Raw genomic sequence first — 25,125 nt, 5'->3', positions numbered from 1 at the left:
CTCATTGACAAGTAACTTTGTGTTCAGTAAGATGAAAAGAATTAATAATGGTAAATTTCCAAAAAGGGGGATAATAAAGCTTGGATAAAAGTATTTTTGAGTTTATTGAAGAGCATAGAGAAGAGTATATAGAGTGGCTGTGTAAATTTTGTGAGATACCTAGTGTTGCCGCACAAAATCGTGGAATGGTAGAAAGTAGGGATTTTCTAGAAAGTCTTTTTGCCCAAGCTTTACAAACTAAACCTGAAATATTGCCTACAAGAGGACAACCAGTCGTTTACGCTCATTTGGCTGGGAAGAAGACCACAACCTTAAGTTTTTATAATCATTACGATGTACAGCCGGAAGATCCCATTGAATTATGGGACAGTCCCCCTTTTGAACCAACGATAAAAAACGGGAAAATCTATGCTCGAGGTGTTGCTGATAATAAAGGAAATATCATAGCACGTATAGCAGCGATTCATGCTATTAAACAAGTAATGGGAGAGTTGCCTATTGATATTAAATTCATTTTTGAAGGGGAAGAAGAGATAGGTAGTATCCATTTAGCTGACTTCGCTAACCACCACCAAGATAAAATCCAATCAGATGGATGTGTATGGGAGTTTGGTTACCGGGATGCCGATGATCGTTTGCAAGTATCACTCGGTGTAAAAGGTATGTTATATGTAGAGCTTTTCATTGACGGTGCAAATACAGACTTACATTCAGCTCAGGCTTCTATTATTGAAAGTCCTATTTGGCGCTTGGTTTGGGCATTAAATTTATTAAAAGATAAGAATGATCGTGTACTCATACCTGGTTTCTATGAGTCTATTCAACCGGTAACTTCCGAAGAGGAAATTTTACTTTCTCGTTATATATTAGAGGAAAACTCCACATTGGAGCATTTAGGTCTCAAACAATTTATTAATGGACTTTCTGGGGAAAAGTTAAAGTCAAAGTATTTATATGAACCTACTTGTAATATTTGTGGAATCCAATCCGGATACACAGGAGAAGGCTCAAAAACAATTTTGCCTTCTTCAGCATTTGCTAAAATTGATTTTCGTTTAGTTCCAGGACAAAAACCTGATCAGTTATTAAAGGATTTACGAACTTATTTGGATGTAAATGGGTATGAAGACATTGGCATTCGGGTTTTTGGCGCTGAAGAGGCTGCACGAACCAATCCTAGTGAAAAAATTGCAGAAGCAGTCATTGAAACTATTAGCACATATAGCGAACTTCCACCAAATATTGTGCCTAACACACCAGGAACAGGACCGATGTATGACTTGAGTCAACGATATGGTATTCCATCTGTTTCCTTTGGAGTTGGTCACTTTGCCTCCTATACACATGCACCAAATGAAAATATAAGAATTGAGGATTTTGTTGAAAATATTAAATTGATAGCTGCACTCGTTTTTAAATTTGAAGAAAAGATGAATGAGGAAGGTGGAGTGACAAGTGAAGCAATCTAATACACAGATAGATCCATTTGAACGCGTGAAGGAGTTATCTCCTAAACTAGTAGAAATGGTAGACGCTATATTTGATGACATGATTGTCATCAGACGTGATTTACGTAAATTTCCGGAACTCGCATTTCAAGAAAAACGCACATCCACCATTGTTGCCTCATGTTTGAAAGAATGGGGATATGAAGTAACGGAAGGTGTTGGTGGGACTGGAGTTATCGGTATATTGAGAGGAGAGCATCCAGGACCGGTGATAGGACTGCGTGCTGATATGGATGCATTACCAATGCCAGATGAAATTGATGAAATCTACAGAAGTGTCAATTCAGGTATTGCTCATACATGCGGACACGATGTCCACACAACTAATTTACTTGGAGTTGCAAAAATAATTTCTGTTATGGGACTTGAGAGGGGGACCTTGAAATTATTTTTCCAACCTGCTGAAGAAGTAGGAGCAGGGGCTAAAGCAATGATTGATGATGGTGCACTACAAAATCCCCCTGTGGATTTAATGGCAGGCCTTCATGTTGCCCCTTCGTTACAAGTGGGTGAATTTTCTATTACAAATTCAGAATTTAGTTGTGCAGCAGTAGATATTTTCGAACTAGAAGTGACTGGTAAGGGAGGACATGCTGCACATCCTCACCTAGCTGTGGACGCTGTGATGATTACAGCGCAAGTGCTTGTTGCCCTTCAACAAATTGTTAGCCGTCAAATTGATCCACTGGACTCAGTAGTTCTAAGTATTGGACAAATTCAAGGAGGAACAAAAGGCACAATATTACCGAATACGGTAAAAGTTAATGGAACGGTTCGTACGATGATTCCTGCCACACGAGAAGCGATGCCAATACGCATTGAGCAAATTGCATCAAATGTAGCTGCCGCTTTTGGTGGATCCGTTCGATTAACATATGAGAAAGTCACACCTTCTGTTCAAAATGATAAATCCGCAAAGGCATTACTTCATGATGTAGTAAGTGAGTTATTTGGAGAAGATGCATTGAAATATACTAATCCATCGATGGGTGGAGAGGACTTTGCTTACTTTGCCCAAGAAGTTCCCTCTGTATTTTTCAGGCTTGGAACGAATTCCGGAGAATCTACCGCTCATGGCATTCACACTACTAAATTTAATGTGGATGAAGAAGCAATTCGATATGGAATGACAGTATTAAGTTATCTTACTTATCAATATTTACTAGATGAAAAGAGGGAAACTAAATGAAGAAAAAGATATTTTCATTGCTACTAATATTAATTCTTATTGTAACTGGGTGCTCTAATAGTGATAAAGAAGGTGCAGTAGGTGAGGCACCTGTTGAAAAAAGCGATTCAAAAACATTGGTTATTGCAAATGGAACGGATTTATCATCTTTTGATATTCATAATCACAATACAACTAGTACGGAAGCCGTTCATGTAAATATGTTTAATTACTTAGTGAAAAACGGAGGAGAAGATGGATTTTTACCCGACTTAGCTGAAAGCTGGGAAAACGTGGATGATAAAACGTGGTCATTTAAGCTAAAAGAAGGAGTTAAATTTCACAATGGTGAGGATTTAACAGCAGATGACGTTAAGTTCACGCTAGAACGCGTTGCAAAAGACGATACGTTATTAGAATATGGTTCTTACAAACAAATTAAAGAAGTTGTTGTACTAGGAGACTATGAATTCCAAATCATTACGGAAAATCCAGAGCCTGCGCTTCTAAATCGTTTGTCCCGTCTCGGTTCAAGTATTTTACCGAAAGATTATATTGAAACTGAAGGCTGGGATGTATTTTTAGAAGCACCAGTTGGAACTGGCCCTTATAAATTTAAAGAGTGGAAGAAAGATGATCGCTTAACAATTGAAGCTTACGAAAATTATTTTGGTGAGCCTGCAAAATGGGAAGAAGTTGTATTTCGCAGTATCCCTGAAGATTCCACACGCGTATCAGAATTGTTAACTGGTGGTGTTGATATTGCAGTGAATATTCCACCGACAGATTTAAAACGTATTGAATCTACTGAGGGTGTCGATATTTTAAAATCTCCTACGCAACGAGTTATGATGCTTGTTGCACGTACAGGGGGAGAGGGACCTACCGCTGATCCACTTGTTCGCGAAGCAATCGACTTAGCTATTGACAAACAAGCAATTGTTGATTCTTTACTTGAAGGTGCAGGGAAAGTTACTCGTACCCGTGTTACACCAGGTAACGTAGGTGCAAATGAGGATTTATATGAAAAAACTTTATATGATCCTGAAAGAGCTAAAGAATTGTTAAAGGAAGCGGGTTATGCAGATGGCTTGGAACTTTCGCTTAGCTCTCCAAATGGTCGTTATTTAAAAGATAAAGAATCTGTTGAGTTAATAGCAGCTATGTTACAAGAAGTTGGGATTACAGTTAATTTAGAACTGCTTGAATGGAGTTCGTTTAATCAAAAATATCAAGAACGCTCTTTCGGAGACTTATTTTATATTGGGTATGGAAACTCTATGTTTGATGCATCACTTGCGCTTGACCGTTTAAAGAAAGAAATGGCAGTGGGTGAAACAGATTATGATAACCCGGAAACTGAAAGTTTATTAGTAACCGCAGAATCGAATATGAACTTAGAAGAACGTGCTGAGCAATACAAAAAAGCCCAAGAGTTAATTGCTGAAGATCGACCACAAATTTATCTATATCAGTTGGAGTCCCTTTATGGTGTGAATGACCGAGTTTCTTTCGAGCCTCGTTTGGATGAAATGTTCTATGTAGATAACATTACATTGAAATAATAAAGAGGGGACAATTCCCCTCTTTTTCAATATTTATCCCGCATTAACGGGCAGTAAGACTCCCACTTCAAGATTGAAGAAAATTGAAAAGATAAGTGGGAGGTCAACTGCCCGTAAAAGCCCGATTGGGTCAACTAACAATCAGTGGGGAATGACGGGGACTAAAAGCGCGACGTCCATGTCGCAACGTCCCCACTAGCACGTCCTGTGCGTCGAAAAACCCCCACTGATTGAAGTTTCACTTTATCTCTTAATACTCCATTTATTAGATTGAGTATATACGACTATAAAAGTCCAAAGGTTGAAAATTATTCGATTGGGATTAAAAAAATTCTACATATTGAATAGACAACTAGATTAGAGGAGGAGCCATTATATGAAATATTTTCTTCAAAACTTGTTAAAAACCATTCCTGTCTTGCTCCTTATTACATTGATTGTGTTCTTGCTAGTAAGAGTTACCGGAGACCCTGTATCCCTTATGCTACCTGAAACCGCAACTGATGAAGAACGTGAATCATTAAGAGAAGCATTAGGTTTTAATGACCCCCTTCCAGTTCAATATTTTACATATTTGAGTGATTTAGTGAGAGGAGATTTCGGGGAATCTTTTAGATACAATACGGATGCTTTTGCTCTCGTATTGGAGCGTTTACCAGCTACATTTGAATTGGCTTTTGCCTCCATGATTGTAGCAATTATAATTTCAATCCCTCTTGGAATATTATCCGCAGTAAAAAGAAATAGTTTTCTAGATTTATTTATTACGGGTGGTGCAGTACTTGGTAAAGCAATGCCGAGCTTTTGGTTAGGTATTATGCTCATATTATTTCTAGCAGTTAACACTCAAATATTCCCTGTATCAGGAAGAGGAGGACTTTTGTACTTAGTATTGCCAGCAATTACACTCGGTACCGGTATCGCTGCTGAAATGACGAGACTCATTCGTTCAAGTATGTTGGAGATATTAGGTCAAGACTTTATCCGAACAGCACGTAGTAAAGGGCTGAAAGAAGCGCTTGTTGTAAACAAGCATGCATTTAGGAATGCATTAATACCGGTTGTGACGATTATGGCATTACAAACTTCTACATTGGTCGGTGGAACACTGATTACCGAGACAGTTTTTGCTTGGCCTGGATTAGGCCAGTTACTTGTCCAAGCTGTTAATTTACGTGATATGGCCGTTGTTCAGGCAGCGACATTTCTGATTGCTATATTTGTTATTTTAAGTAACCTAATAGCAGATTTAACATATCGTCTACTAGATCCGCGAATCAAATACGACTAAGGAGGCTGATGAAATGACTTCCACTATAGAACGGACAGCTATTGCTGAAAATCGTAATTATGGAAAGCGATTAGGAAAATTAGGAAAACGTTTATTGAAAAGTAAAACTGGGCTTGTTGGTCTTTCAATTGTACTTGTAGTGAGTCTTATGGCTATTTTTGCACCTTTTATTGCGATGTATGATCCAGCAAAAACAGATGTTGTCCATCGTTTATTGCCTCCTTTTTGGGCAGAGGGTGGAAATATGGATTATCCACTGGGGACGGATAATTTAGGACGAGATGTACTGAGTCGTATTATTTATGGCTCTCGAATTTCCCTATTAGTGGGTATTAGCTCTGTAATACTAGCAGGCATCATCGGTATGTTTTTTGGATTAATTGCAGGATACTATGGGAAAATATGGGATTTCATAATAATGAGAACTGTAGATTCCTTTCTTGCAATTCCGAACATCTTATTTATGTTAATTATTCTAGCTGTGTTAGGACCAAGTTTAACAACGCTCATACTAGTGCTTGGTGGAACTTCATGGGTTGTATATGCACGTATGGTGCGAAGTGAGACGCTAAGTGTCAAAGAAAGAGATTACGTAAGGTCTGCTAAAGCTATTGGAGCTAAAGACTTTCGAATTATTACCAAATATATTTTGCCGAATGTCATTTCTTCTTTTATAGTCATAGCTACATTAAATGTAGCTACAACCATAATAATGGAAGCGAGTTTAAGTTTTTTAGGTTTAGGTATTCAATCACCTGATGTCTCTTGGGGGCTTATGTTAAGCGATGGACGACAATACGTTGCCACAAGCTGGTGGGTAGCGACTTTCCCAGGTATAGCGATAACAGTTACAGTACTGGGTGTTATTTTCCTTGGAGACTGGCTAAGGGACATACTTGACCCGAAAATAAAAGACTAATCGAGAGGTGATAATATGGTGGAAAAACTAATGAACGTTAAGGATTTAAAAGTACGTTTTAAAACTGAAGACGGTCATGTATCAACTGTAAATGGAGTTACGTTTAATGTGAATGAGGGAGAAACGTTAGCGATAGTAGGTGAATCCGGAAGTGGAAAGAGCGTTACTTCTCTTGCTTTAATGGGAATTCTGCCTCCAAATGGTGAGGTATATGAGGGTGAAATGACATTTAACGGAAAAAACTTACGTACACTAAGTAAAAAAGATTATAGAGCATTACGGGGAAATGAAATCTCAATGATTTTCCAAGAACCTATGACTGCTTTAAATCCTGTATTTACAATTGGGTATCAAATTCGAGAAACTTTAATTGTTCACTATAAAATGACAAAAGAGCAAGCGAATATTCGCGGAATAGAAATGTTAGAGCTAGTTGGAATCCCGGACGCAGAAAAAGTAATGGGACGCTTCCCTCATCAATTATCTGGAGGAATGCGTCAACGTGTGATGATAGCAATTGCTTTATCTTGTAACCCACGATTATTGATTGCCGATGAGCCCACAACAGCGTTAGATGTAACTATTCAAGCCCAAATATTGACATTAATGAGAAATTTAAAGGAAAAATCTAATACGAGTATTATGATCATTACCCATGATTTAGGGGTGGTAGCGGAGCTTGCTGATCGAGTTATTGTAATGTATGCAGGGGAAGTAGTAGAAGAAGCATCTGTATTTGAACTGTTTAAGAATCCTAGACATCCATATACAAAGGGATTAATGGCATCGATACCAAAAGTACATGATGTTGTAGATGATTTGTATTCAATAGAAGGAACTGTTCCAAATCCGACGAATATGCCATCAGGGTGTAAGTTTCATCCAAGATGCCCATTGGCAGATGTGGAATGCAAAAGAATCCATCCGGATTTAGAATATGTTAGTGAAGGGCATGCAAAGCGTTGCATTAAAGTGTAGGGGGTGATTTTGAAATGATTCAATTGAATGAGGAATTAAGCACAGAAGAGAAAGTTATAATAGAAGTACAAAACTTGAAAAAACATTTCGACATGACAAAGGGATTTGTTAAAAAGACCACCACAAAGATACGCGCGGTAGATGGTCTTAGCTTTAAGGTGTATGAAGGAGAAACGCTAGGTATTGTGGGGGAATCTGGTTGTGGAAAGTCTACTACTGGTCAATTGATTCTAGGCTTATTGGATGCCACGGAAGGTCATATATACTTTAAAGATAAGGATATTGCGGGTATGTCTCAAGAGGAATTAAGGAAAGCGAGACGCGATTTGCAAGTTATTTTTCAAGACCCATACTCTTCCTTAAACCCACGAATGACAGTTGAAGAACTTATTGGTGAGCCATTGGTTGTCCATGGACTGGCAAGTGGACAGGCATTACGAGATGAAGTAATGCAATTGATGAAGTTAGTCGGCTTAGGTGAACACCAGTTAAAAAGATTTCCGCACGAGTTCAGTGGTGGTCAAAGACAACGTATAGGTATAGCGCGTGCCTTAGCTTTAAAGCCACAAGTAATTGTATGTGACGAAGCTGTTTCTGCTTTGGATGTATCGATTCAAGCACAAATATTAAATTTATTAAAAAAGCTTCAGCGTGAAATGGGCTTGACTTATATATTCATTGCTCATGGATTACCGGCAGTACGGCACATTAGTGATCGAATCGGGGTCATGTACTTGGGTAGAATGGTAGAACTTGCTGATCGGAACGAAATTTTTGAGAGACCGCTTCATCCTTATACCCATGCTCTTCTCGATTCGGTGCCAATTCCTGATCCACTTTTTCGAAAAGAACACCAATTAATCGAAGGTGAAATACCGAATCCGAGCAATCCGCCATCAGGCTGCCATTTTCATCCTCGCTGTCCTTATGCTACAGATCTTTGTAAACAAAGTGATCCGGATTATTTAGAGGTATTTCCAAATCATTTTGTCGCATGTCATTATCCATTAAGTGACAAGAATACAAACGTATTGCCTGAAGTTATTAAGACTAGAAAGGATAAATGAATATGAAAGTGAGGATTGGAGCAATCGGACCAAGTGATTCACTTAGTCAGATTAGGGAAGTGGCGAACAAGGATGCACGTATTGAATTAGTTGAATATGAATATTCGCACCCGAGTCAATTGTCCACCATTTTGAGTGAACATCGATATAATGTCACTCAGTGGATATTTTCTGGTCAAAATCCTTATTACTATTCATTGCATCATGGGTTAATTTCTGAAGAAGAAGCTAGTTTTCCCCCGCTTCATGGAATCAGTTTGCTTGGTACCTGTCTGCGAGTTGTTCAGGATAAGGAAACTATCGTGAAGCGGATAAGTTTAGATACCGTTGATGAGACAACAGTAAGGCTAGTACTGAATGAATTTTCATTAAACAATTTATCATTTGAATTGTTACCTTATGAACGTTACAAACCATATGATGAACTAATTAATTTCCATTCAGACTTATATGAAAAAGGAAAGACTCAGGTAGCACTAACTTGTTTGTTAACGGTATACCAGGAATTAACGAAAAAAGGTATTCCTTGCTATCGTTTAGTCCCTTCTCAACTTGCTATCAAGACTGTTCTAAATTTACTTGTTTCCCGAGCAAATAGTCAAATATATGAAAAATTAAAAGTCGCTATTATTGGATTCGAGTTACGTGAGAAGCAATCATCTAATTTGTCTACGTACATATATGAAAAACGGAAAAAAAGTCTTCATCTTGAGCTAGAATTACAAAAGGTTGCTGAATTACTAAACGGCGCTTTAAGCAATCAGCAGGATGGTCGATTTCATATTTATACAACGCATGGAGACTTTGAACTACTTAACTCGGAAAGGTCATTTGAAGATATCATTAAAGAAGTAGAATTGCAGACGTCTTTAAGGTTAAGGGTAGGTATCGGATCAGGCTATACTGTTCATGAAGCACAAAAGCATGTAGACTTAGCATTCTCTCAAGAATCATCTAAAGGCGAGACGAGTATTTTATTTGTAAATGAAGAAAAGAATGTCATTGATTATTCCAAAGAGCATACAAGTTATTATACAGTAGAGAATTTACCTGTTTACTGGAAGAAAGCTTTACAAGAAAATTCTTATACACCGGTAATCCCAGCGAAAATCTACCACTTTTTAAAGTTAAAACATATTCAGCAATTTAGTAGTGAACTAATAACAGACCTTTTAAAAAACACGGATCGAAACACACGTCGAATTTTAAATGAGCTTGAACAAATGGGATTACTAGAAGTGGTGAGAGAAGAATCTTCTGGTAAACCTGGAAGACCGAAAAAAATTTACGCTATTGTATCAGAGTTAACGTAGCTGTGTCTCAGTTGGTACTGTACTTACGTGGTAGTGAGATAAAATATGTTATTTAGGACTAGTGTAAAAACATTTTTTGGGCATAAATCGTATGATTGGAAAGATTGTACCACCAAAAACAGACATAAAAGCTCTAATGAACTATTAAAGTTCTTAGAGCTTTTAATTTATTATGCCTAATTATGACTATTCTCTTAAAGGATGTACAAGGTATAGTCTATTAAAGGTGGGGAATAAGTCTTAAAAGGAAACTACCAATTGGTTCGTTATTATTTTTAACCGTAGAACTTGTACGATTAATAGTAATCTATAAAAAAGCCTATCCATAAGAGGGTTCGATTACTACATTTGTTGATCTGTCTGCTCTCTATAGTCTGTCAAAATGTATTTCATACACCTTTTTCGGACGTCCGCGTAATTTTTTCTGAAGTTGAGTAGATACAGTGGCAGCTCCATGTTCTTCTAACTTTTTTAATATGCGATTTGCAGCTCTTGTTGTAATTCCTAGATGGGTGCTTAAGTCTTCGGACGCGATCATGTTAGATTGTAATTTATCCATTACGGCAATAATTTTTTGTATTTGTAAGGGAGAAGTGTTTAGTTTTACACTTAATTTTTCTATTCCCAAATCATATTGCGTTTCAACTCTTATCCAATCTTTGTCGCCTAGTGGGCCGATCAATGTTTCCTCCTTGGACAAAATATAGGACTGAGTTTCTGAAGTTGCACAGATTTGTGAAGCTTTTTCTGCGTTAAGTTGCGCTTCTTGAATGGAGTTGCCAATTCCCCAACCGATGTGTACAGGAAATATTAATTCCCGTGTTAAAAATGATGCTAATTGACAATTTTGCATCTCGTTTGTAATTAATTTGAAATCACTATAATTAGTTATAATTTCATAATAAAAAACATTTCGATGGATAATAAAAGACATTTGGTTGTTCTTACTAAAATCAAGAATTGCCTTATGTAATGACATTTGTCGATATTCTAAATCTGCCATATTATCACGGTTAATGGCCATTTCCAAGTGACCAATAACTACTTGGTTTTCAATCAATTGAAGGAGTTGTATTTCTTTTAATAACGCCTCAATTATCTTGTTCATACTTTGTTCAGAAGGAACAACTAATATGGGCTTGATACCATACGGCTCTAACATTTCAGGTAAATTACCTAGTCGTGTCATACTCACATCTACTTTGTTTTGTTTCCACATCTCTATATGATAATCCCGCAATTTATTATATACATCCATATCTGCGTATGCTTGCATACTAAGATCAAAGAGATACGGGGTATCATCTTTTTCAGCCCATTCATACACACCTAAATAATTGTTTTCTTCATATAAAAAATCTACTAAACATCTTTTCATTTGGAAATCTTTATGCTTATAAATATATTCGGAAAGAGCTCTGTAAAAGTCCGCTTGAGTGATGTCGAAATGCAACATTGGGACGGGTACATTCGGAAAATGTTGTTGAATAAAAAAATAAGGAATCTGTCCACTAAACAATATACCATCGACTTGTTGAATTTTTTCTAAAAATATTTCTTGTAAATGGGCTAATGAATCATAAACAGTAAACTCAAAATTACAGGGTTCAATGCTTAGTAATTCTACATTCTTGACCCACTTTAATGAATTTTTTGTAGTGAAAATACGAATTCTTGGCATTTTTATACTTTTCTCCTTTTTCTAAAAATATATTGATAATTTTTTTGTATTCGTTTACTCTGTTATTTAAAGACATATCACAAAGGGGTCTTTTAATCCAAAAAGGGGTGATTTTATTGCAACAAGTATTTACTAAGGCTGAAAAGAATGAGGAAAATAGATTTTCAAAATTTTTGTCGTTTATTGAAAAAGTAGGCAACAAGCTTCCACATCCATTTATCTTGTTTTTCTACTTAACTGTTCTTCTCGTCATTCTATCATGGATTTTAAGTTTGTTTAAGGCAGCAGTTGTCCATCCGAATACACAAGAGATGGTTGCGGTTAAAAGTATTATATCAGCGGAAGGTATTCAGTTTATATTATCTGATACACTCAAAAACTTTACAGGCTTTGCTCCTCTAGGTTTAGTTTTAACGATCATGCTAGGTATTGGTTTAGCTGAAAAAGTCGGATTATTGGAAATGCTCATGAAAAGGGCAATTTTAAGTACACCAAAAAAGATTATTACATTTGCAGTGTTCTTCATCGGAATTTTAGGAAATGTAGCTTCGGATGCAGCTTTTGTTGTAATACCTCCTCTAGCAGCACTTGTTTTCTTGTCTGTTGGTAGACATCCTATAGCTGGTTTAGCAGTTGGTTTAGCGAGTACGGGTATTGGATTTTCGGCGAATATATTAATTGCAGGTACAGATGCACTTTTATCTGGAATTTCTACTGAGATTTCGAAAGGGATTAATCCCGATGTTATAGTGACTCCACTTGATAACTGGTTTTTCATGAGTGTTTCTACATTTGTGTTAGCTGCTCTAGGTACCTTGATTACCGAGAAATATGTCGAACCACGTTTGGGCGTCTACAAAGGGGAGCAACAATCTATCTCCAAAGACATAAGTCCGTTAGAAAAAAGAGGCTTACGTAATTCCTTTATCTCTGCAATCGTTTTCATAGCAGTTATAGTTGCTGGAATGCTCATTCCAAACTCACCGCTTTTGAATGAAGATGGCACTATATTACGCTCGCCGTTTTTATCAGGAATTGTGCCAATTTTATTTTTATTCTTTTTAGTAGTAGGAATTACTTATGGTGTTAGTACAAAAAAGATTCAGTCTTCAGCTGATATTCCAAAGCTGATGACGGAAGCGATTGGAAGTTTATCTGGATATATTGTATTAATCTTTATGATTGCCCAGTTTGTAGCTTACTTCAATTGGAGTAATATTGCTATTTGGTTGGCAGTTCATAGTGCAGATCTATTGACTACACTTAATATGACGAATGTATTTGTTATTGTATTGTTTGTTTTATTAACAGCTTTCTTAAGTTTATTTATCATTAGTGGTTCTGCGTTGTGGTCATTAGTTGGTCCAGTGTTTGTTCCACTGTTTATGGTGCTAGGCTATCATCCGGCATTTATTCAGTTGGCGTATCGTATCGGTGAATCATCTACCAATATGGTGACACCTTTAAATCCTTATTTTGCGATTATTTTATCGTTCATGCATGTATATGATAAAAAAGCAGGCATAGGTACACTTATGTCACTCATGATCCCGTATACTATAGCGTTCCTCATTGTATGGACTATTTTAATGTTAGTTTTCGCATTATTTGGAATTCCAATCGGACCAGGTGTTTCGTTGTATCTATAGGCTAAGGAGTGGAAAAGATGAGTATTTTTGCGATTGACTCAAGTTTATCTGAACAAATGTTGGAATGGAGAAGAGATTTCCACCAGTATCCTGAAATCGGTTGGACAGAATTTCGTACTGCCTCCATCATTGCACACGAATTAAGCCAATTAGGCTTTCAAGTGGAAATAGGAAAAGAAGTAATATCAGCAGAACGGATGGGTGTACCCGCTCCAGAGCAATTAGAAGCCAGTTACGAAAAAGCTGAAAGTAATGGTGGCTACACGGCTTATATGAAAAAGATGATTGGAGGATATACAGGAGTAGTTGGAACGATTAAAGGGAAGAAACCAGGCCCAACCATCGCGTTCCGTTTTGATATGGATGCATTAGAAATAGAAGAATCTAAAGAAGCATCCCATATACCTCAGCAATACGAGTTCCGTTCTCGGTATGAAGGAAATATGCATGCTTGTGGCCATGATGCTCATTGTGCAATTGGATTAGGTTTAGCGACTGTGCTTGCAAATAATATAGACCAGATTGAGGGAACGATTAAAATCATTTTTCAGCCCGCGGAAGAAGGTGTACGTGGTGCAAAATCAATGGTGGAAGCTGGCGTAGTAGATGGCGTAGATTACTTTTTTGGTATGCATGTAGGAGCAGGATCTCCGCTAGGAACAGTAATTGCAGGGACAAATGGATTTTTAGCGACAACTAAAATAAATGCAAAATTTGTCGGAAAAGCTGCACACGCAGGAGCAGAGCCAGAGAAAGGGCGCAATGCTTTACTTGCTGCCGCTTCCGCGATTTTAGGAATTCATGCGATTCCCAATCATAGTGGGGGTGCATCCCGTATAAATGTAGGAACTTGTATAGCGGGAGATGGACGTAATATAGTGCCAGCACATGCTTCTTTACAACTCGAAACACGTGGTGAGAACAGCGATGTACACACATACGTTCATGAACAAGCGATAGCTGTTTTAGAGGGGTCCGCGAAAATGTATGGGACAGAGCTTTCTTATGAAATAGTAGGGGCTGCTAAAACCTGTTCATCTTCTGAACAATTAATAGAATTAGTTGTTAAAGCGGCTGGAAGCGTTCAAGGATTAGAAGAAATCATTCCAAGTTCTAAATTTGCTGCTGGTTCAGAAGACGCAACTTATATGATGGACCAAGTGCAAAAGCAGGGAGGACATGCAACATACGCAGTTTTCGGAACAACATTGGCAGCTGGACATCATCATGAAAAATTCGATATTGACGAAAAGGTCCTCGCTATAACTTTGAACACTTGGCTAGGTGCAATTGAACAAGTTTATCAAAAGGAAGGTGGGCAACTTTAAATGGACAATATGAAAGATATAATCGGTTCTTTAATAGATGCAAAAAGTAAGGAAATTACGGAGTTAAGTGATCAAATTTGGGATACTCCTGAAACTCGATTCCAAGAATATCAATCTGCTAAACTGTTAAGTGATTATTTAGAGGATAATGGTTTCTCTGTAGAGCGCGGAGTAGGGGGCATTGAAACAGCTTTTACTGCGACATTCGGTCAAGAAAAACCAGTGATTGGGATTCTTGGAGAATTTGATGCACTTTCAGGGCTGAGTCAAAAAGAAGCTTCAGATGTAAGAGAAGCGCTTGAGGAAAATGGCAATGGGCATGGCTGTGGTCATAACTTATTAGGTACTGCAGGAATTGCAGCAGTTGTTGCACTAAAGCAACTAATAGAAGAAAAGAAAATTACTGGTTCTATCAAATATTTCGGTTGTCCGGGTGAAGAAGGCGGATCGGGAAAAACTTATATGGTTCGTGAGGGAGTTTTTAATGATATCGATGTCGCGCTTACATGGCACCCAAATTCATACTCAGGTGTGTTCTCGTTTTCATCGCTTGCGAATTATCAAGTTTATTTCTCTTTTGAAGGAAAAGCTTCGCATGCTGCAAATTCACCCCATCTTGGACGAAGCGCGTTAGACGCAGTGGAATTGATGAATGTGGGGGTCAATTATTTAAGAGAACACATTATTTCCGAAGCTAAAGTCCATTATGCTGTAACGAATACAGGTGGTTCTTCTCCGAACGTTGTACAATCAGATGCAGAAGTGCTGTATTTGATAAGAGCTCCACATATTAGTGAGGTAGAGGATATTTATCAACGTGTTATTAAAATTGCTGAAGGCGCAGCGTTGATGACGGAGACAAAGGTTACTGTTCGATTTGATAAGGCGTGCTCTAATTACATTCCAAACGATACGTTAAATATTGTTTTGCAAGATCAATTAGAACATTTCGGTTTGCCAAATTATGATGATAAAGAATTAAGTTATGCACAAAAAATGGCTCAAACTATTACGCAAGAAGAAGTAGATGCAGCTATTCTGGATGCAGAAAAACTATCTAACTATCAACTATCGGAAGAATTTTATACTCCAGAATATCCTTTTTTCAATGAGGTTATCCCTTACGCAAAAACTCGTGAAGTTATGCAAGGCTCGACAGATGTGGGAGATGTGAGTTGGATTGTACCAACAGCTCAATTTTTTACAACATGTTTTGTAGCGGGAACTCCATTACATACATGGCAACTTGTTTCGCAAGGGAAAACGTCCTTGGCACATAAAGGGCTATTGTATGCAGGTAAAGTTCTTGCTGCTGGTGCAGTAGAGGTTTTTGAAAATCCTGAGCTAATCGAAAAAGCGAAGGAAGAACTCGCTAAGCAAACAAAAAAGGCGTATAGAAATCCATTACCAAAAGAGCTCCAACCAAGTATTAGATAAATTAATAAATATAAGTGCTAATAAAAGGTATCAGGCTATATTTATAATGGCCTGGTACCTTTTTATGGCATGTCGATCAGTATAGGGAAACTGCGCGTAGAATGTTTTATTGAGTGACCGAAAGGATTTTCGCTGCAGGTGGGCGCTTTCCGCGGGGCGGGCGGTGAGCCTCCTCGTCGCTAATGCTCCTGCGGGGTCTCAACTGTCCCGCTACATCCCGCAGGAGTCGCCACCTTCCGCTACAATCAATGGGAATTTCTTGCTCATTTAGTATCTGCATTTAGCAGAATAAAACTCGAATTACTACACCATTTATGGAGATAACATCTCTTCATAATTACCGCTTTTAAAAGGAAACTTGTAATTTTAAGAATTGATTGCTTTCACCAGTAATTTGGTTACTCACGTGCTGATCTAGTTGCTTTCCTAGTAGATTTACTTGCTTTCAATGAACAATCGACAATCGTAAATCTGCTTAAAATTTTGTTTAACAAGTAGATACAATTTAAATAAGCAATTACCACTGATTTTCCCTGCAGGCGTCGACTCCAGCGGGAATAGCGTGAGCTGAAGACCCCGCAGGAGCGCAAGCGACGAGGAGGCTGAAGCCATGCCCGCGGAAAGCGTACGACTGCAGGGAAAATCTCGGTGGACACCTGTTAAAGTCTTACTGCGCAGTATCCCTCTTTTACGCGATATACCAATATTGTTCCTCATTTTCATTTGCTATATCAAGGTAGACATAGGCCCTTGCACTTTTGTTCCTTCATTTTAAAACTCAGTCGTCGTAGCCATCGTCATCAAGATCTAATTCCAACACTTTTCCAGTAGAAGCGTCGATTGTAATGTCAGCTTCTCCTTTATTTGTACGTAGTTCTATTTCATACTCATATCTATTATCATCTTTATCTAATTCAATCTCAGTTACTTCGCCGTTTACTTGCTTTTTTGCTATAGCAATGGCTTCTTTTTGAGTGATAAGTGTTTGATTTGCCGATGTCTTAGCAACAGCTTTGTTATCAAAAGCGTCCCATTCTTGTTCAAGCACTTTGCCGGTAGTAGCATCGATCTTGATATCGTATTCTCCATCGTCATTTTGGAGGTCTACCTCATATTCATATCTTCCATCATCTGAATCTAGTTTGATTCTAGTCACTTCGCCATCCACTTGTTTTTGTGCAATAACAATGGCTTCTTGTTCAGTAATAGGTGATTTTGAAATACTCGCTAACTGTTTGTTTTCTAATTTTCCATTATCTTCTTGTGCATATGCGTGAAGTCCGATTGCACCGCTTACTAAAAGAGTAGTTGCTAATGAACCAATAAATAATTTTTTCATCATTTGTGCCTCCTAAGTTTGTTTTGTCTTACAGTTAATACTATAACCAGACAAAACTAAAGGACGGGGAAAGGAAGGTTAAAATTTGGAGAGAAAAAGATTTCATTATATTAACCAAATAAAACACCAGGTTCGACCCTCTAATTAGGTGAACCTGGTGTTTAGATTCTATTAGTCATCCCAATCTACTGATTTCACTTCTCCGGTGTAGGCATCCACTTGAACGACGGCTTCACGATCCTCGTCCCCATTCTCGATTTCCACTTCTACTAGGTAATAGGGAGATTGACCAGAAATCGCATGAAACTCTGCGTCATCCTCATCTGCCATCCCTTTAAGATGATTGGCTGCTATTTCTACAGCTTCTTGTTTAGTTATTAAGGTGACTTCAGCAGGTTCTTCTGCTGGTTTTTCTTCTTCATTTGTCCGTACTGGTTCTTCCTTTTCTACTTGTTCCGGTGCTACTTGCACTGGCTTTTCTGTTTGGGCTAGAGAAAGCACGTCCCCACTTTTTGCATCTATTTTAATGACATATACGCCGGTTTCGAGCTTTATTTCTATTTGATATTCGTCTTTAGTCTTTGTTGTTTTTATAATATCTCCGGGATACTTTTCAAGTACAACTGAGTTCGCTTCTTCTTCTGTTAGGTCTTTTGCTGAGATTGAAGGGGCTAGCCAAAAGACCAGGCAAACCACAAGGAGAATAATTCCTACTGGCCATACCCATTTCTTTTTCATTCTGTATCACTCCATGTCACAATTTGTTAGCCATAGTATACAACCTGAAAGTAAGAAAATGATGAGAAATAGATGATTTTCTATCTGCTTTCTGTTGATTTGAAAAAAAGCGTAACAGTAGTACCACGATTTTCTAAGCTATTAAGCTCTATCCGTATCCCGATTGCATTTGCTATTTGCTTTGCCATTGTAAGTCCTAGTCCAGAACCACCTTGTTTTCTGCTTCTTGCTTGGTCTACACGGTAAAAACGGTCAAATACATGAGGTAAATCATCCTTTGGTATTCCTATTCCTTTATCTTCAATTTGGATATATCTCTCATCGGATGCTTGTCCGATATGAACTATAATTTGGTCCTCACTATATTTTCTGGCATTATCTAAAAATATATAAAGTAATTGTCTCAGTTTTTGTGCATCTGTGTAACCAGTCGTGATTCCGTTGCCCTCCACTAATACTTTTCGTTGATAAGTATTTTGAAAGGTGTTTGCTGTGTCTGTTACAAGCTCTGTTAAGTTGATTTGTTCTATTTGGATATTCCATTGTTCCTGCTGTCTTGCTAGTTGTAATAATTGCTCTGTCATTTCTCTCATCCGCACAGCTTCTGAGTGAATGGCATCAATCGATTCCTCAAACAAATCGGGTCTTCCTAAGCCTCTTCGTTTTAGAAGGTCAGCATAATTTTCAATGATAGTTAGGGGAGTTCTCAATTCGTGTGAAGCATTGGAGACGAATTGTTCCTGTTTTTCAAAGTTTGACTGGAGTATATCAATCATATGATTAAATGTTTCTCCCATTTCTACTAGTTCACTCTCCGAAGTATTTTCCAGTTCTAATCTTTTAAATTGAGCATTTTTTTGGATTTCCTTCATCGTATCAATCATGGATCTAATTGGTTGGATTATCAAGTTACTCAAAACTCTACTAGACAGAAAAACAGGTATCATCGCAATTATGGTTACAACAATAAGCACAATTCGTAATATATTGAGCATGTTATCCATTTCCTGTATGCTACTTGTTACTTGTAGGTTCACAACACTTCCATCATTCCAAACAACTGGATACGAGACGAATACATAGCGTTTCTTTTCCAGTTTGACTACTTCACTTGTCTCCCCAGTCAAAAAATTCTTTGGTCGTGATTCTAGTGCTGCCTCAGAAGGAGAGGTGATTTTCGCGTGAGTTGTTAAATCATCTTTTACTACTCGAATCATCCCTTCGACGGGAAGATAAGCACGAAGAAGTTGATCAGGAGGAAGACGATCTTTTGTCTTTCCGATATCTGTGACAATCTTTTCTACATTCGCCTCTGCTCTATTAAGTTCGTTCGTCAGCATTAAATGGCTGAAAAGAAAATAGATAGAAGCGTTCATTAGGATTAATAAAACAATAAATAAAACGGAAGTATATAAATTTATCTTATTTCTAAGTCTCATGTCGCATCCTTTAAGACATAACCGACGCCTCTTACCGTATGGATGAGTGCGTGATCGTAATTGGCATCCACTTTTTTGCGTAAATAACGAATATATACATCTACGATTTTTGTTTCTCCATCATAATCATAGCCCCAAACCGCTTCTAAAATTTGCTCACGGTCTAAAACCTGTCGCTTATTTTTTAATAAATATAAAAGTAAGTCATATTCTTTTGGCGTTAAGTCAATATCGCATTCTTGGCGAATTACTTCTCGTGTTTTTTCATTTACCTTTAAATCGCCTGCATGAAGCCATTCATCATCTACTGTTACTGTGGAGGTTGCAACTTGTTTTATTCGCAAAACTGCACGAATTCTTGCAAGTAATTCTTCCATGCGAAAGGGTTTGGTAATATAGTCATTGGCACCGAGATCAAGACCAGATACTTTGTCTTCAATCGAATCTTTGGCAGTCAACAATATGACTGGGATTAAAGAGTCTTTTAATCGGATGCGTCGGAGTAATTCAATTCCACTCATCCCGGGCAGCATGACATCTAATAATATGAGGTCCCATTTTTTAGAAAGATACGCTTCTAGTGCATCCATGCCATTTGTAGCTTTCCCTAGTTCATATCCTTCATATTCTAACTCGATTTCCAGAAGTCTTAAAATTTTCTCTTCATCTTCTACAACTAAAATAGATTCTTTGGACAAAAGCTATTCCACCCCTTGTTCTAGATCACTGTCTATATCTTACATTACTTGAGTAAATAATAAAAAGAAGTTGATATGAAACCATGAAAAAAGCTCAATTGATTCATCGCGAACCAATTGAGTGACACTTACTTTTTCATTTTAGACAAATACATGGTGAGACGATAGGAGATAATAGTCTTTCGTAATCCATTGACAGAAACCGATTGAGTCAACTTTTATACAATCCGCTCTATATAATCACCTCCGAATTGCAAGTTTTATCTCTTTTAAAGAGATAGTATAGTGTATTAAATCTACTTGGAAACGCTTAGGTTCCTATCTTGAATAGAAAAAAGTCTAGTGCAATTTTAATTGAAAATTATAAAATTGGAAGGAATTTGGTGTTTTTTTGTCGAATCTATATGTAAACCTTTAAATAAAAATGGGTGTATTTGCATATTTTAAGAGAGAAAGAAATTCATGAGGGGGGAGTAGTTTGAAAAAGGAAGAAGTTGAATCGCTAAATCCGTTTTTCTCCATTTGGCTTTCCACAAGAGAAACGATTCGTTATGTGTTGGATTATAAAGATATAAGGTTTTCATTAATGATCGTGGCTATTGCAAGTATACCAAATGCAATTGGTGCGATAGGAGAATGGGAAACGAGGTTTGATATACCTTTATGGCAGTTGCTGATTGGGAGTTTAATATTAGGTCCCATAATCGGTTTAATTGGATTACCAATTGGAGCAGCTTTGTATACCTTTGTCGGAAAATGGTTTGGTGGATCTGGAAAGTTTAAAGAAATGGTTCAAGCTGTAGGAGTAAGTATGATTCCTATTATTTGGATGACACCTTACTATATAGTAGATGCATTAATTACTAACAAGGCAAAGGCAGATACGATAACTTGGCAATTATCCGCAGGTGCAATTGGTTGGTCGTTACTATCGTTTTTGATCATGACGACATTCACGATTTGGATGATTGTCATTCAAAGTAAGGCAATTGGAGAAGTACATCAGTTTTCTAGTTGGAAAGGGTTTTGGACGATAATTATCCCTTCTACTGTGATTTTTATTATTGTATTCATTATTACAATCACTATTGTATTTTCATCTCTGGGTTAAACATATATTCATATATAGAAGGTGCTAACGCTTTATCTATTTTTAATAGTAAAGTTTTAGCACCTTTTTGTGTTAATGAAATTAATTAACGAAATTAAAATAAAAAGTTGAAATAATATTTCAAATATTTATAATAGATGAATATAATTGTATTAATAATAGGGGAAGTGATTCATTGTATCTATTAGGGATAGATGGAGGCGGCACGAAAACAGAAGGAGTGGTAGCAGATGCATATGGAAACGTTTTCGTTAGGGTAGTAACGGGTCCAAGCAATCCAACTTCCATGTCTAAAGAAGAATTTGAACGGACTATAAGCGAATTATTGCAACAAATACAAAGTAAAAATCCAGATATATTTAATCAAATTGAAGTTTGCTTCGCGGGAATGGCTGGAGTTGGAGAGAAAGGTAGTCAAAGATATGCGAAGGAACTATTAAAAAAATATTTACCTTCAAGAATCAATATCTTCGTAGATAACGATGCCGTTAATGCTTTGTATTCCGGTACGTTAGGAGATGCAGGGATTGTACAAATAGCGGGAACTGGTGCCATCACATTTGGGATCAACAAAAATAAGAAAGTGTCACGTGTAGGTGGCTGGGGTTATTTATTTGATGATGAAGGTAGTGGCTTTTACTTGGGGAATGAGGCTCTAAAAGCTGTATTCAAAGAACATGATGGTCGTGGACCTTCCACTACATTGAAAAAGCACATTTTGAGTTATTTTCAACTAGAATCAGTTCCTGAAATTATTGAAAGAGTATATGGTCGGGAACATCCTAAATCTGTGATAGCCACAATTAGTCGTTTTGTAGTAGAAGAAGCAATAAATCAAGACGTAGTAGCACTGAAAATTATAGGTGAGGCGTGTGAGAAAATGTTCCATTCTATTAAGACTTGTCACCAAGTTCTCTTTCAAAATGAAGAGCCTACTATAATAGTGCTGTCTGGTGGGGTTTTTACAGATTCAAAACTGTTCATTCAACGCTTCCAGAAATTAGCGATGAGTAGCACTTTACCCAATCTCATGTTTCGTAAAAATATAATCCCACCAGTGGGCGGTGCCATTGTAGCTGGTTTAAATAATCTACAGATGAAGCCTGGAGTAGAATTTGCTGAAACGTTCTATAAGCAGTTTAAAGAGTTTGATATACTATGATATTAAAAAATGTTTTAGATATAGAGATAGATGACATAATCCAACTTTGGAATGATAGTATCGGTGAAAAATTTCCGATGTCTGAAAAACTGTGGACGCAAAACACATTGCAGGATAAAAATGTTTTAAGAGAGGCGTCCATTGCAATTTATCAAAACGAGCAGTTAATGGGGTTAGTAGTAGCGAAATATTATCAAGAAGATTTTCAGGTAAATATATCTCCAAATATAGGTTGGATTCAATGTCTACTTGTTAGGAAATCAGCCAGAAATCAAGGTATTGGATACAAACTTTTAAATCATGTTGAGAAGGTATTTTGCGATCTATCTCTAAGTGAGATTCGATTAGGAGGAGATCCTTGGCACTATTTTCCGGGAGTACCTTACGAGGATACAGTAGCAATAAAATGGTTTGAAAAACATGGATATAAGAACAGCTCCATCGTAACAGATTTATTGAAGGAAGTAAGAAACATGAAACCATACAAGCTTGAAAATTCCTCCCATCATTTAGAGTATTAACGAAGGAAGACGTTCCAAAATTGCTCTCATTTCTTAAAGTAGTATTTCCAGGGAGATGGCATTATGAAGCTTTGCGTTATGCGGACATGGGCGGAAATGGAAGAGAATTTATTGGATTATTTTTGGGTGATGAATTGCAAGGCTTCTGTAGGATAAATGACACAAAGTCTCCTATTATCGCCCAGAATGTATATTGGTCTCCTTTAGTTTCGGGACCACTCGGAGGAATTGGTCCATTAGGGATTGCACGTCATGTAAGGGGAAATCAGTATGGTATTGATTTGATAAGAGCTGCAGCCAATGAGTTAATGGCTAGAGGGATGGACTATATCGTTATCGACTGGACTCAACTAGTTAGCTTTTATGAAAAACTCTCTTTTATGCCATGGAAAGAGTATCAAACGATGTCAAAATCTATTTAGTATTTTAGGGGGATGGTTGATGAAATCACAGATTATTTCTTTTTTACAAAAAGAAATAGATAACAGAGTAACACCTGGTGCAGTCATTCGCATCAAGCATAAAGGGGAATGGATTATAGAAGAGGCATTAGGAAGCAATAGTTTGGAAGATGATAAAGTTCCTATGACAGCTGAGCATCTTTTTGATGTGGCTTCCTTGACAAAAGTCATGGCTACCTTACCAGCAATACTTCAACTTTTTCAAACTGGGGATATTTATTTGCAAGATAAGGTAGTCCGATTTCTACCAAATTTCGCGCAAAATGATAAAGGAAATATAACGCTTCAACAATTATTGACTCACTCATCTGGACTCATTGCCCACCGTCCTTATTTTGAAAAACAGCTTACGTATGATGAGGTGTTAGCTGATATTTACAAAGAAAATCTAGTTTATACTCCCGAGACAAAAGTAGTTTATAGTGATTTAGGTTATATACTTTTAGGCGCCATTATTGAAAAAGTAACTGATCAACCTCTACAAGACTATGTGAAGAATAATATTTATAAACCTCTACAAATGTCCCATACAACCTATTTACCTAGTGTAGAAAGACATCAATATGCACCAACTGAGTATTTGCCACACTTGCAAGACTTTAAGTACGGGATTGTCCACGATGACAATACGGAATTTATGGGAGGAATTAGTGGGCATGCAGGATTGTTCTCAACTATAGGAGATATTGCGAAGTTTTGTGATATGTTGGAATGCAATGGAGAAAAAGATGGCAAGCAGTTTCTACATCCATTATGGATTCAAAAGTCTCGAGAGAATTTCACCTCGTTCTCCTCAGAAGCAAGAGGAATTGGATGGCAATTAAAAGGAAATGGAACGAATCCTATAGGTGATTTGATGTCTACTCAAACTTATGGACATACAGGGTTTACGGGAACAAGCTTTTATATAGATCCAAAAAGCGAACTTGTTATTATTTTGTTAACAAATCGTGTGTATTTTGGCAGGCACGATGAAATGGTTCGTTTAAGACCACGGCTACACAATCTCATTATGACAAATTTAACTAGTTAGGAGCGTAATTATGCATTTAATGATTGTAGGTGCGCATTGTGGAGATGGAGAAATACAAGCTGGTGCAATTGCACACAAATATGCAAAAGCAGGATATAAAGTGACCTTTCTACATTTGACTGCGGGAGAAAAAGGTACTCCTCCCCATTTAGATGTAGAAACGTATAGAAAACAAAAAATACAAGAAGCGGAGAAAGCGGCAGCTGTTTTAGGTGGGACAAGTATTACGCTAAATCACAAGGATGCTGAGCTTACTTTTAATGATGGGCTTGTTAAAGAAGTGGCAACAGTTTTCAGAAAAGAAAAGCCTGATTTTGTCATAACACACTGGATAAATAGCATGCATCCAGATCATCGTCTTTGCCAATTAGTTGTGCAGGACGCTTGGCTAAAAGCATCACTTCCAGGTTTTGATTTGGACGGATTGCCACCTCACGGACTTCGAAGAGTTTTCCATAGTGAAAATTGGGAGGACATGGAGGGATATGAGCCGGATATATATGTAGATGTGTCGGAATCTTTTGACGCCTACTTAGAAGCATTGTCTTGTTATTGGTTTATCATGAATTCTTCCAGTTTTCGCTACTATGATTATTACAAAGCATTAGGGACGATGCGTGGTTGTTTAGCAAGGACAACATATGCGCAGACACTACAAAACTCAAAGGGACTACATGTAAGAAAAGAAGGACATATTCCTGGATTTCCGATTGGATAAG

At 37.4% G+C, this 25,125-nt stretch carries 22 protein-coding genes; 17 read left to right on the top strand and 5 right to left on the bottom strand.

All coding sequences use genetic code 11. The annotated features are described in order from the left end of the window. Nucleotides 1-80: 80 nt before the first annotated feature. The 8 genes from OR571_RS08910 (at nt 81) to OR571_RS08875 (ending at nt 9,809) form a co-directional block, all read left to right on the top strand. Nucleotides 81-1,469 carry a M20/M25/M40 family metallo-hydrolase gene (locus OR571_RS08910; protein ID WP_282242463.1) on the top strand — a complete coding sequence of 463 codons (1,389 nt, stop codon included), beginning with the start codon at nt 81-83 and terminating at the stop codon, nt 1,467-1,469. Then, nucleotides 1,456-2,697: a M20 metallopeptidase family protein gene (locus tag OR571_RS08905; RefSeq protein ID WP_282242462.1), complete on the top strand. Its 1,242-nt coding sequence runs from the start codon at nt 1,456-1,458 to the stop codon at nt 2,695-2,697. Before OR571_RS08910 ends, OR571_RS08905 begins: the two co-directional genes overlap by 14 nt. Continuing rightward, complete coding sequence (locus OR571_RS08900; protein ID WP_282242461.1) at nt 2,694-4,241, top strand: ABC transporter substrate-binding protein; 1,548 nt, start codon at nt 2,694-2,696, stop codon at nt 4,239-4,241. The genes OR571_RS08905 and OR571_RS08900 overlap by 4 nt, the downstream gene beginning before the upstream one ends. Nucleotides 4,242-4,617: 376 nt before the next feature. After that, a complete protein-coding gene (locus OR571_RS08895; protein WP_142539115.1) occupies nt 4,618-5,532 on the top strand; it encodes an ABC transporter permease in 915 nt (304 codons plus the stop codon). 13 nt (nt 5,533-5,545) lie between these two features. Further along, nucleotides 5,546-6,451 (top strand): ABC transporter permease, encoded by a 906-nt coding sequence (locus OR571_RS08890; protein ID WP_142539116.1) that lies wholly within the window; start codon nt 5,546-5,548, stop codon nt 6,449-6,451. Between the two features lie 15 nt (nt 6,452-6,466). Beyond that, nucleotides 6,467-7,429: an ABC transporter ATP-binding protein gene (locus tag OR571_RS08885; RefSeq protein ID WP_282242460.1), complete on the top strand. Its 963-nt coding sequence runs from the start codon at nt 6,467-6,469 to the stop codon at nt 7,427-7,429. A gap of 14 nt (nt 7,430-7,443) precedes the next feature. Continuing rightward, entirely contained in the window at nt 7,444-8,496 is a 1,053-nt protein-coding gene (locus OR571_RS08880) for an ABC transporter ATP-binding protein (RefSeq protein WP_282242459.1), read from the top strand. Nucleotides 8,497-8,498: 2 nt separating this feature from the next. Next, entirely contained in the window at nt 8,499-9,809 is a 1,311-nt protein-coding gene (locus OR571_RS08875) for a hypothetical protein (RefSeq protein WP_282242458.1), read from the top strand. Between the two features lie 367 nt (nt 9,810-10,176). On the opposite strand, the gene OR571_RS08870 is transcribed toward OR571_RS08875, so the two are convergent. Continuing rightward, nucleotides 10,177-11,490, bottom strand: a complete 1,314-nt coding sequence (locus OR571_RS08870) for a helix-turn-helix domain-containing protein (protein WP_282242457.1) — start codon at nt 11,488-11,490, stop codon at nt 10,177-10,179. A 107-nt stretch (nt 11,491-11,597) separates the two neighbouring features. Between OR571_RS08870 and OR571_RS08865 the strand changes: the two genes are divergently transcribed. Genes OR571_RS08865 through OR571_RS08855 form a run of 3 tightly spaced genes read left to right on the top strand, consistent with a single transcriptional unit; the run spans nt 11,598 to nt 15,904 of the window. After that, a complete protein-coding gene (locus tag OR571_RS08865; RefSeq protein WP_348775035.1) occupies nt 11,598-13,139 on the top strand; it encodes an AbgT family transporter in 1,542 nt (513 codons plus the stop codon). Between the two features lie 17 nt (nt 13,140-13,156). Continuing rightward, complete coding sequence (locus OR571_RS08860; RefSeq protein ID WP_282242455.1) at nt 13,157-14,467, top strand: amidohydrolase; 1,311 nt, start codon at nt 13,157-13,159, stop codon at nt 14,465-14,467. Next, nucleotides 14,468-15,904 (top strand): M20 family metallopeptidase, encoded by a 1,437-nt coding sequence (locus OR571_RS08855; protein ID WP_481900375.1) that lies wholly within the window; start codon nt 14,468-14,470, stop codon nt 15,902-15,904. Between the two features lie 778 nt (nt 15,905-16,682). Here OR571_RS08855 and OR571_RS08850 read toward each other — a convergent pair. From OR571_RS08850 to OR571_RS08835, 4 genes are all read right to left on the bottom strand, one after another. Next, complete coding sequence (locus OR571_RS08850; RefSeq protein WP_282242454.1) at nt 16,683-17,243, bottom strand: PepSY domain-containing protein; 561 nt, start codon at nt 17,241-17,243, stop codon at nt 16,683-16,685. 171 nt (nt 17,244-17,414) lie between these two features. After that, entirely contained in the window at nt 17,415-17,981 is a 567-nt protein-coding gene (locus OR571_RS08845) for a PepSY domain-containing protein (RefSeq protein WP_282242453.1), read from the bottom strand. Nucleotides 17,982-18,061: 80 nt separating this feature from the next. Continuing rightward, nucleotides 18,062-19,420 (bottom strand): sensor histidine kinase, encoded by a 1,359-nt coding sequence (locus OR571_RS08840; RefSeq protein ID WP_282242452.1) that lies wholly within the window; start codon nt 19,418-19,420, stop codon nt 18,062-18,064. Next, nucleotides 19,417-20,118: a response regulator transcription factor gene (locus tag OR571_RS08835; protein WP_282242451.1), complete on the bottom strand. Its 702-nt coding sequence runs from the start codon at nt 20,116-20,118 to the stop codon at nt 19,417-19,419. Before OR571_RS08835 ends, OR571_RS08840 begins: the two co-directional genes overlap by 4 nt. 478 nt (nt 20,119-20,596) lie before the next feature. Here OR571_RS08835 and OR571_RS08830 point away from each other — a divergent pair, with 478 nt between their 5' ends. From OR571_RS08830 to OR571_RS08805, 6 genes are all read left to right on the top strand, one after another. Next, complete coding sequence (locus tag OR571_RS08830) at nt 20,597-21,229, top strand: Yip1 family protein (protein WP_282242450.1); 633 nt, start codon at nt 20,597-20,599, stop codon at nt 21,227-21,229. 175 nt (nt 21,230-21,404) lie between these two features. Continuing rightward, nucleotides 21,405-22,391 (top strand): N-acetylglucosamine kinase, encoded by a 987-nt coding sequence (locus tag OR571_RS08825; protein WP_282242449.1) that lies wholly within the window; start codon nt 21,405-21,407, stop codon nt 22,389-22,391. Then, on the top strand, nt 22,388-22,912 hold the full coding sequence (locus OR571_RS08820; RefSeq protein WP_282242448.1) for a GNAT family N-acetyltransferase: 525 nt from the start codon (nt 22,388-22,390) through the stop codon (nt 22,910-22,912). Before OR571_RS08825 ends, OR571_RS08820 begins: the two co-directional genes overlap by 4 nt. 20 nt (nt 22,913-22,932) lie before the next feature. After that, nucleotides 22,933-23,334, top strand: a complete 402-nt coding sequence (locus tag OR571_RS08815) for a GNAT family N-acetyltransferase (RefSeq protein WP_282242447.1) — start codon at nt 22,933-22,935, stop codon at nt 23,332-23,334. A gap of 19 nt (nt 23,335-23,353) precedes the next feature. Next, nucleotides 23,354-24,406: a serine hydrolase domain-containing protein gene (locus tag OR571_RS08810; RefSeq protein ID WP_282242446.1), complete on the top strand. Its 1,053-nt coding sequence runs from the start codon at nt 23,354-23,356 to the stop codon at nt 24,404-24,406. A 10-nt stretch (nt 24,407-24,416) separates the two neighbouring features. Beyond that, nucleotides 24,417-25,124: a PIG-L deacetylase family protein gene (locus OR571_RS08805; RefSeq protein ID WP_282242445.1), complete on the top strand. Its 708-nt coding sequence runs from the start codon at nt 24,417-24,419 to the stop codon at nt 25,122-25,124. Nucleotide 25,125 lies beyond the last annotated feature (1 nt).

The sequence above is a fragment of the Psychrobacillus sp. NEAU-3TGS genome (assembly GCF_029955155.1).
In the GTDB taxonomy this organism is placed as follows: Bacteria; Bacillota; Bacilli; order Bacillales_A; family Planococcaceae; genus Psychrobacillus.
The sequence above is the reverse complement of the archived record's forward strand: the minus strand, read 5'-3'. Positions and strand labels throughout refer to the sequence as shown.

What these genes read in the sequence shown, in the direction of transcription:
- OR571_RS08860 (WP_282242455.1), top strand. Translation starts at nt 13,157, where the DNA reads ATGAGTATTTTTGCGATTGACTCAAGTTTATCTGAACAAATGTTGGAA.
- OR571_RS08890 (WP_142539116.1), top strand. Translation starts at nt 5,546, where the DNA reads ATGACTTCCACTATAGAACGGACAGCTATTGCTGAAAATCGTAATTAT.
- OR571_RS08810 (WP_282242446.1), top strand. Translation starts at nt 23,354, where the DNA reads ATGAAATCACAGATTATTTCTTTTTTACAAAAAGAAATAGATAACAGA.
- OR571_RS08870 (WP_282242457.1), bottom strand. Translation starts at nt 11,490, where the DNA reads ATGCCAAGAATTCGTATTTTCACTACAAAAAATTCATTAAAGTGGGTC.
- OR571_RS08840 (WP_282242452.1), bottom strand. Translation starts at nt 19,420, where the DNA reads ATGAGACTTAGAAATAAGATAAATTTATATACTTCCGTTTTATTTATT.
- OR571_RS08885 (WP_282242460.1), top strand. Translation starts at nt 6,467, where the DNA reads ATGGTGGAAAAACTAATGAACGTTAAGGATTTAAAAGTACGTTTTAAA.
- OR571_RS08850 (WP_282242454.1), bottom strand. Translation starts at nt 17,243, where the DNA reads ATGAAAAAATTATTTATTGGTTCATTAGCAACTACTCTTTTAGTAAGC.
- OR571_RS08855 (WP_481900375.1), top strand. Translation starts at nt 14,468, where the DNA reads ATGGACAATATGAAAGATATAATCGGTTCTTTAATAGATGCAAAAAGT.
- OR571_RS08805 (WP_282242445.1), top strand. Translation starts at nt 24,417, where the DNA reads ATGCATTTAATGATTGTAGGTGCGCATTGTGGAGATGGAGAAATACAA.
- OR571_RS08845 (WP_282242453.1), bottom strand. Translation starts at nt 17,981, where the DNA reads ATGAAAAAGAAATGGGTATGGCCAGTAGGAATTATTCTCCTTGTGGTT.
- OR571_RS08875 (WP_282242458.1), top strand. Translation starts at nt 8,499, where the DNA reads ATGAAAGTGAGGATTGGAGCAATCGGACCAAGTGATTCACTTAGTCAG.
- OR571_RS08820 (WP_282242448.1), top strand. Translation starts at nt 22,388, where the DNA reads ATGATATTAAAAAATGTTTTAGATATAGAGATAGATGACATAATCCAA.
- OR571_RS08895 (WP_142539115.1), top strand. Translation starts at nt 4,618, where the DNA reads ATGAAATATTTTCTTCAAAACTTGTTAAAAACCATTCCTGTCTTGCTC.
- OR571_RS08900 (WP_282242461.1), top strand. Translation starts at nt 2,694, where the DNA reads ATGAAGAAAAAGATATTTTCATTGCTACTAATATTAATTCTTATTGTA.
- OR571_RS08880 (WP_282242459.1), top strand. Translation starts at nt 7,444, where the DNA reads ATGATTCAATTGAATGAGGAATTAAGCACAGAAGAGAAAGTTATAATA.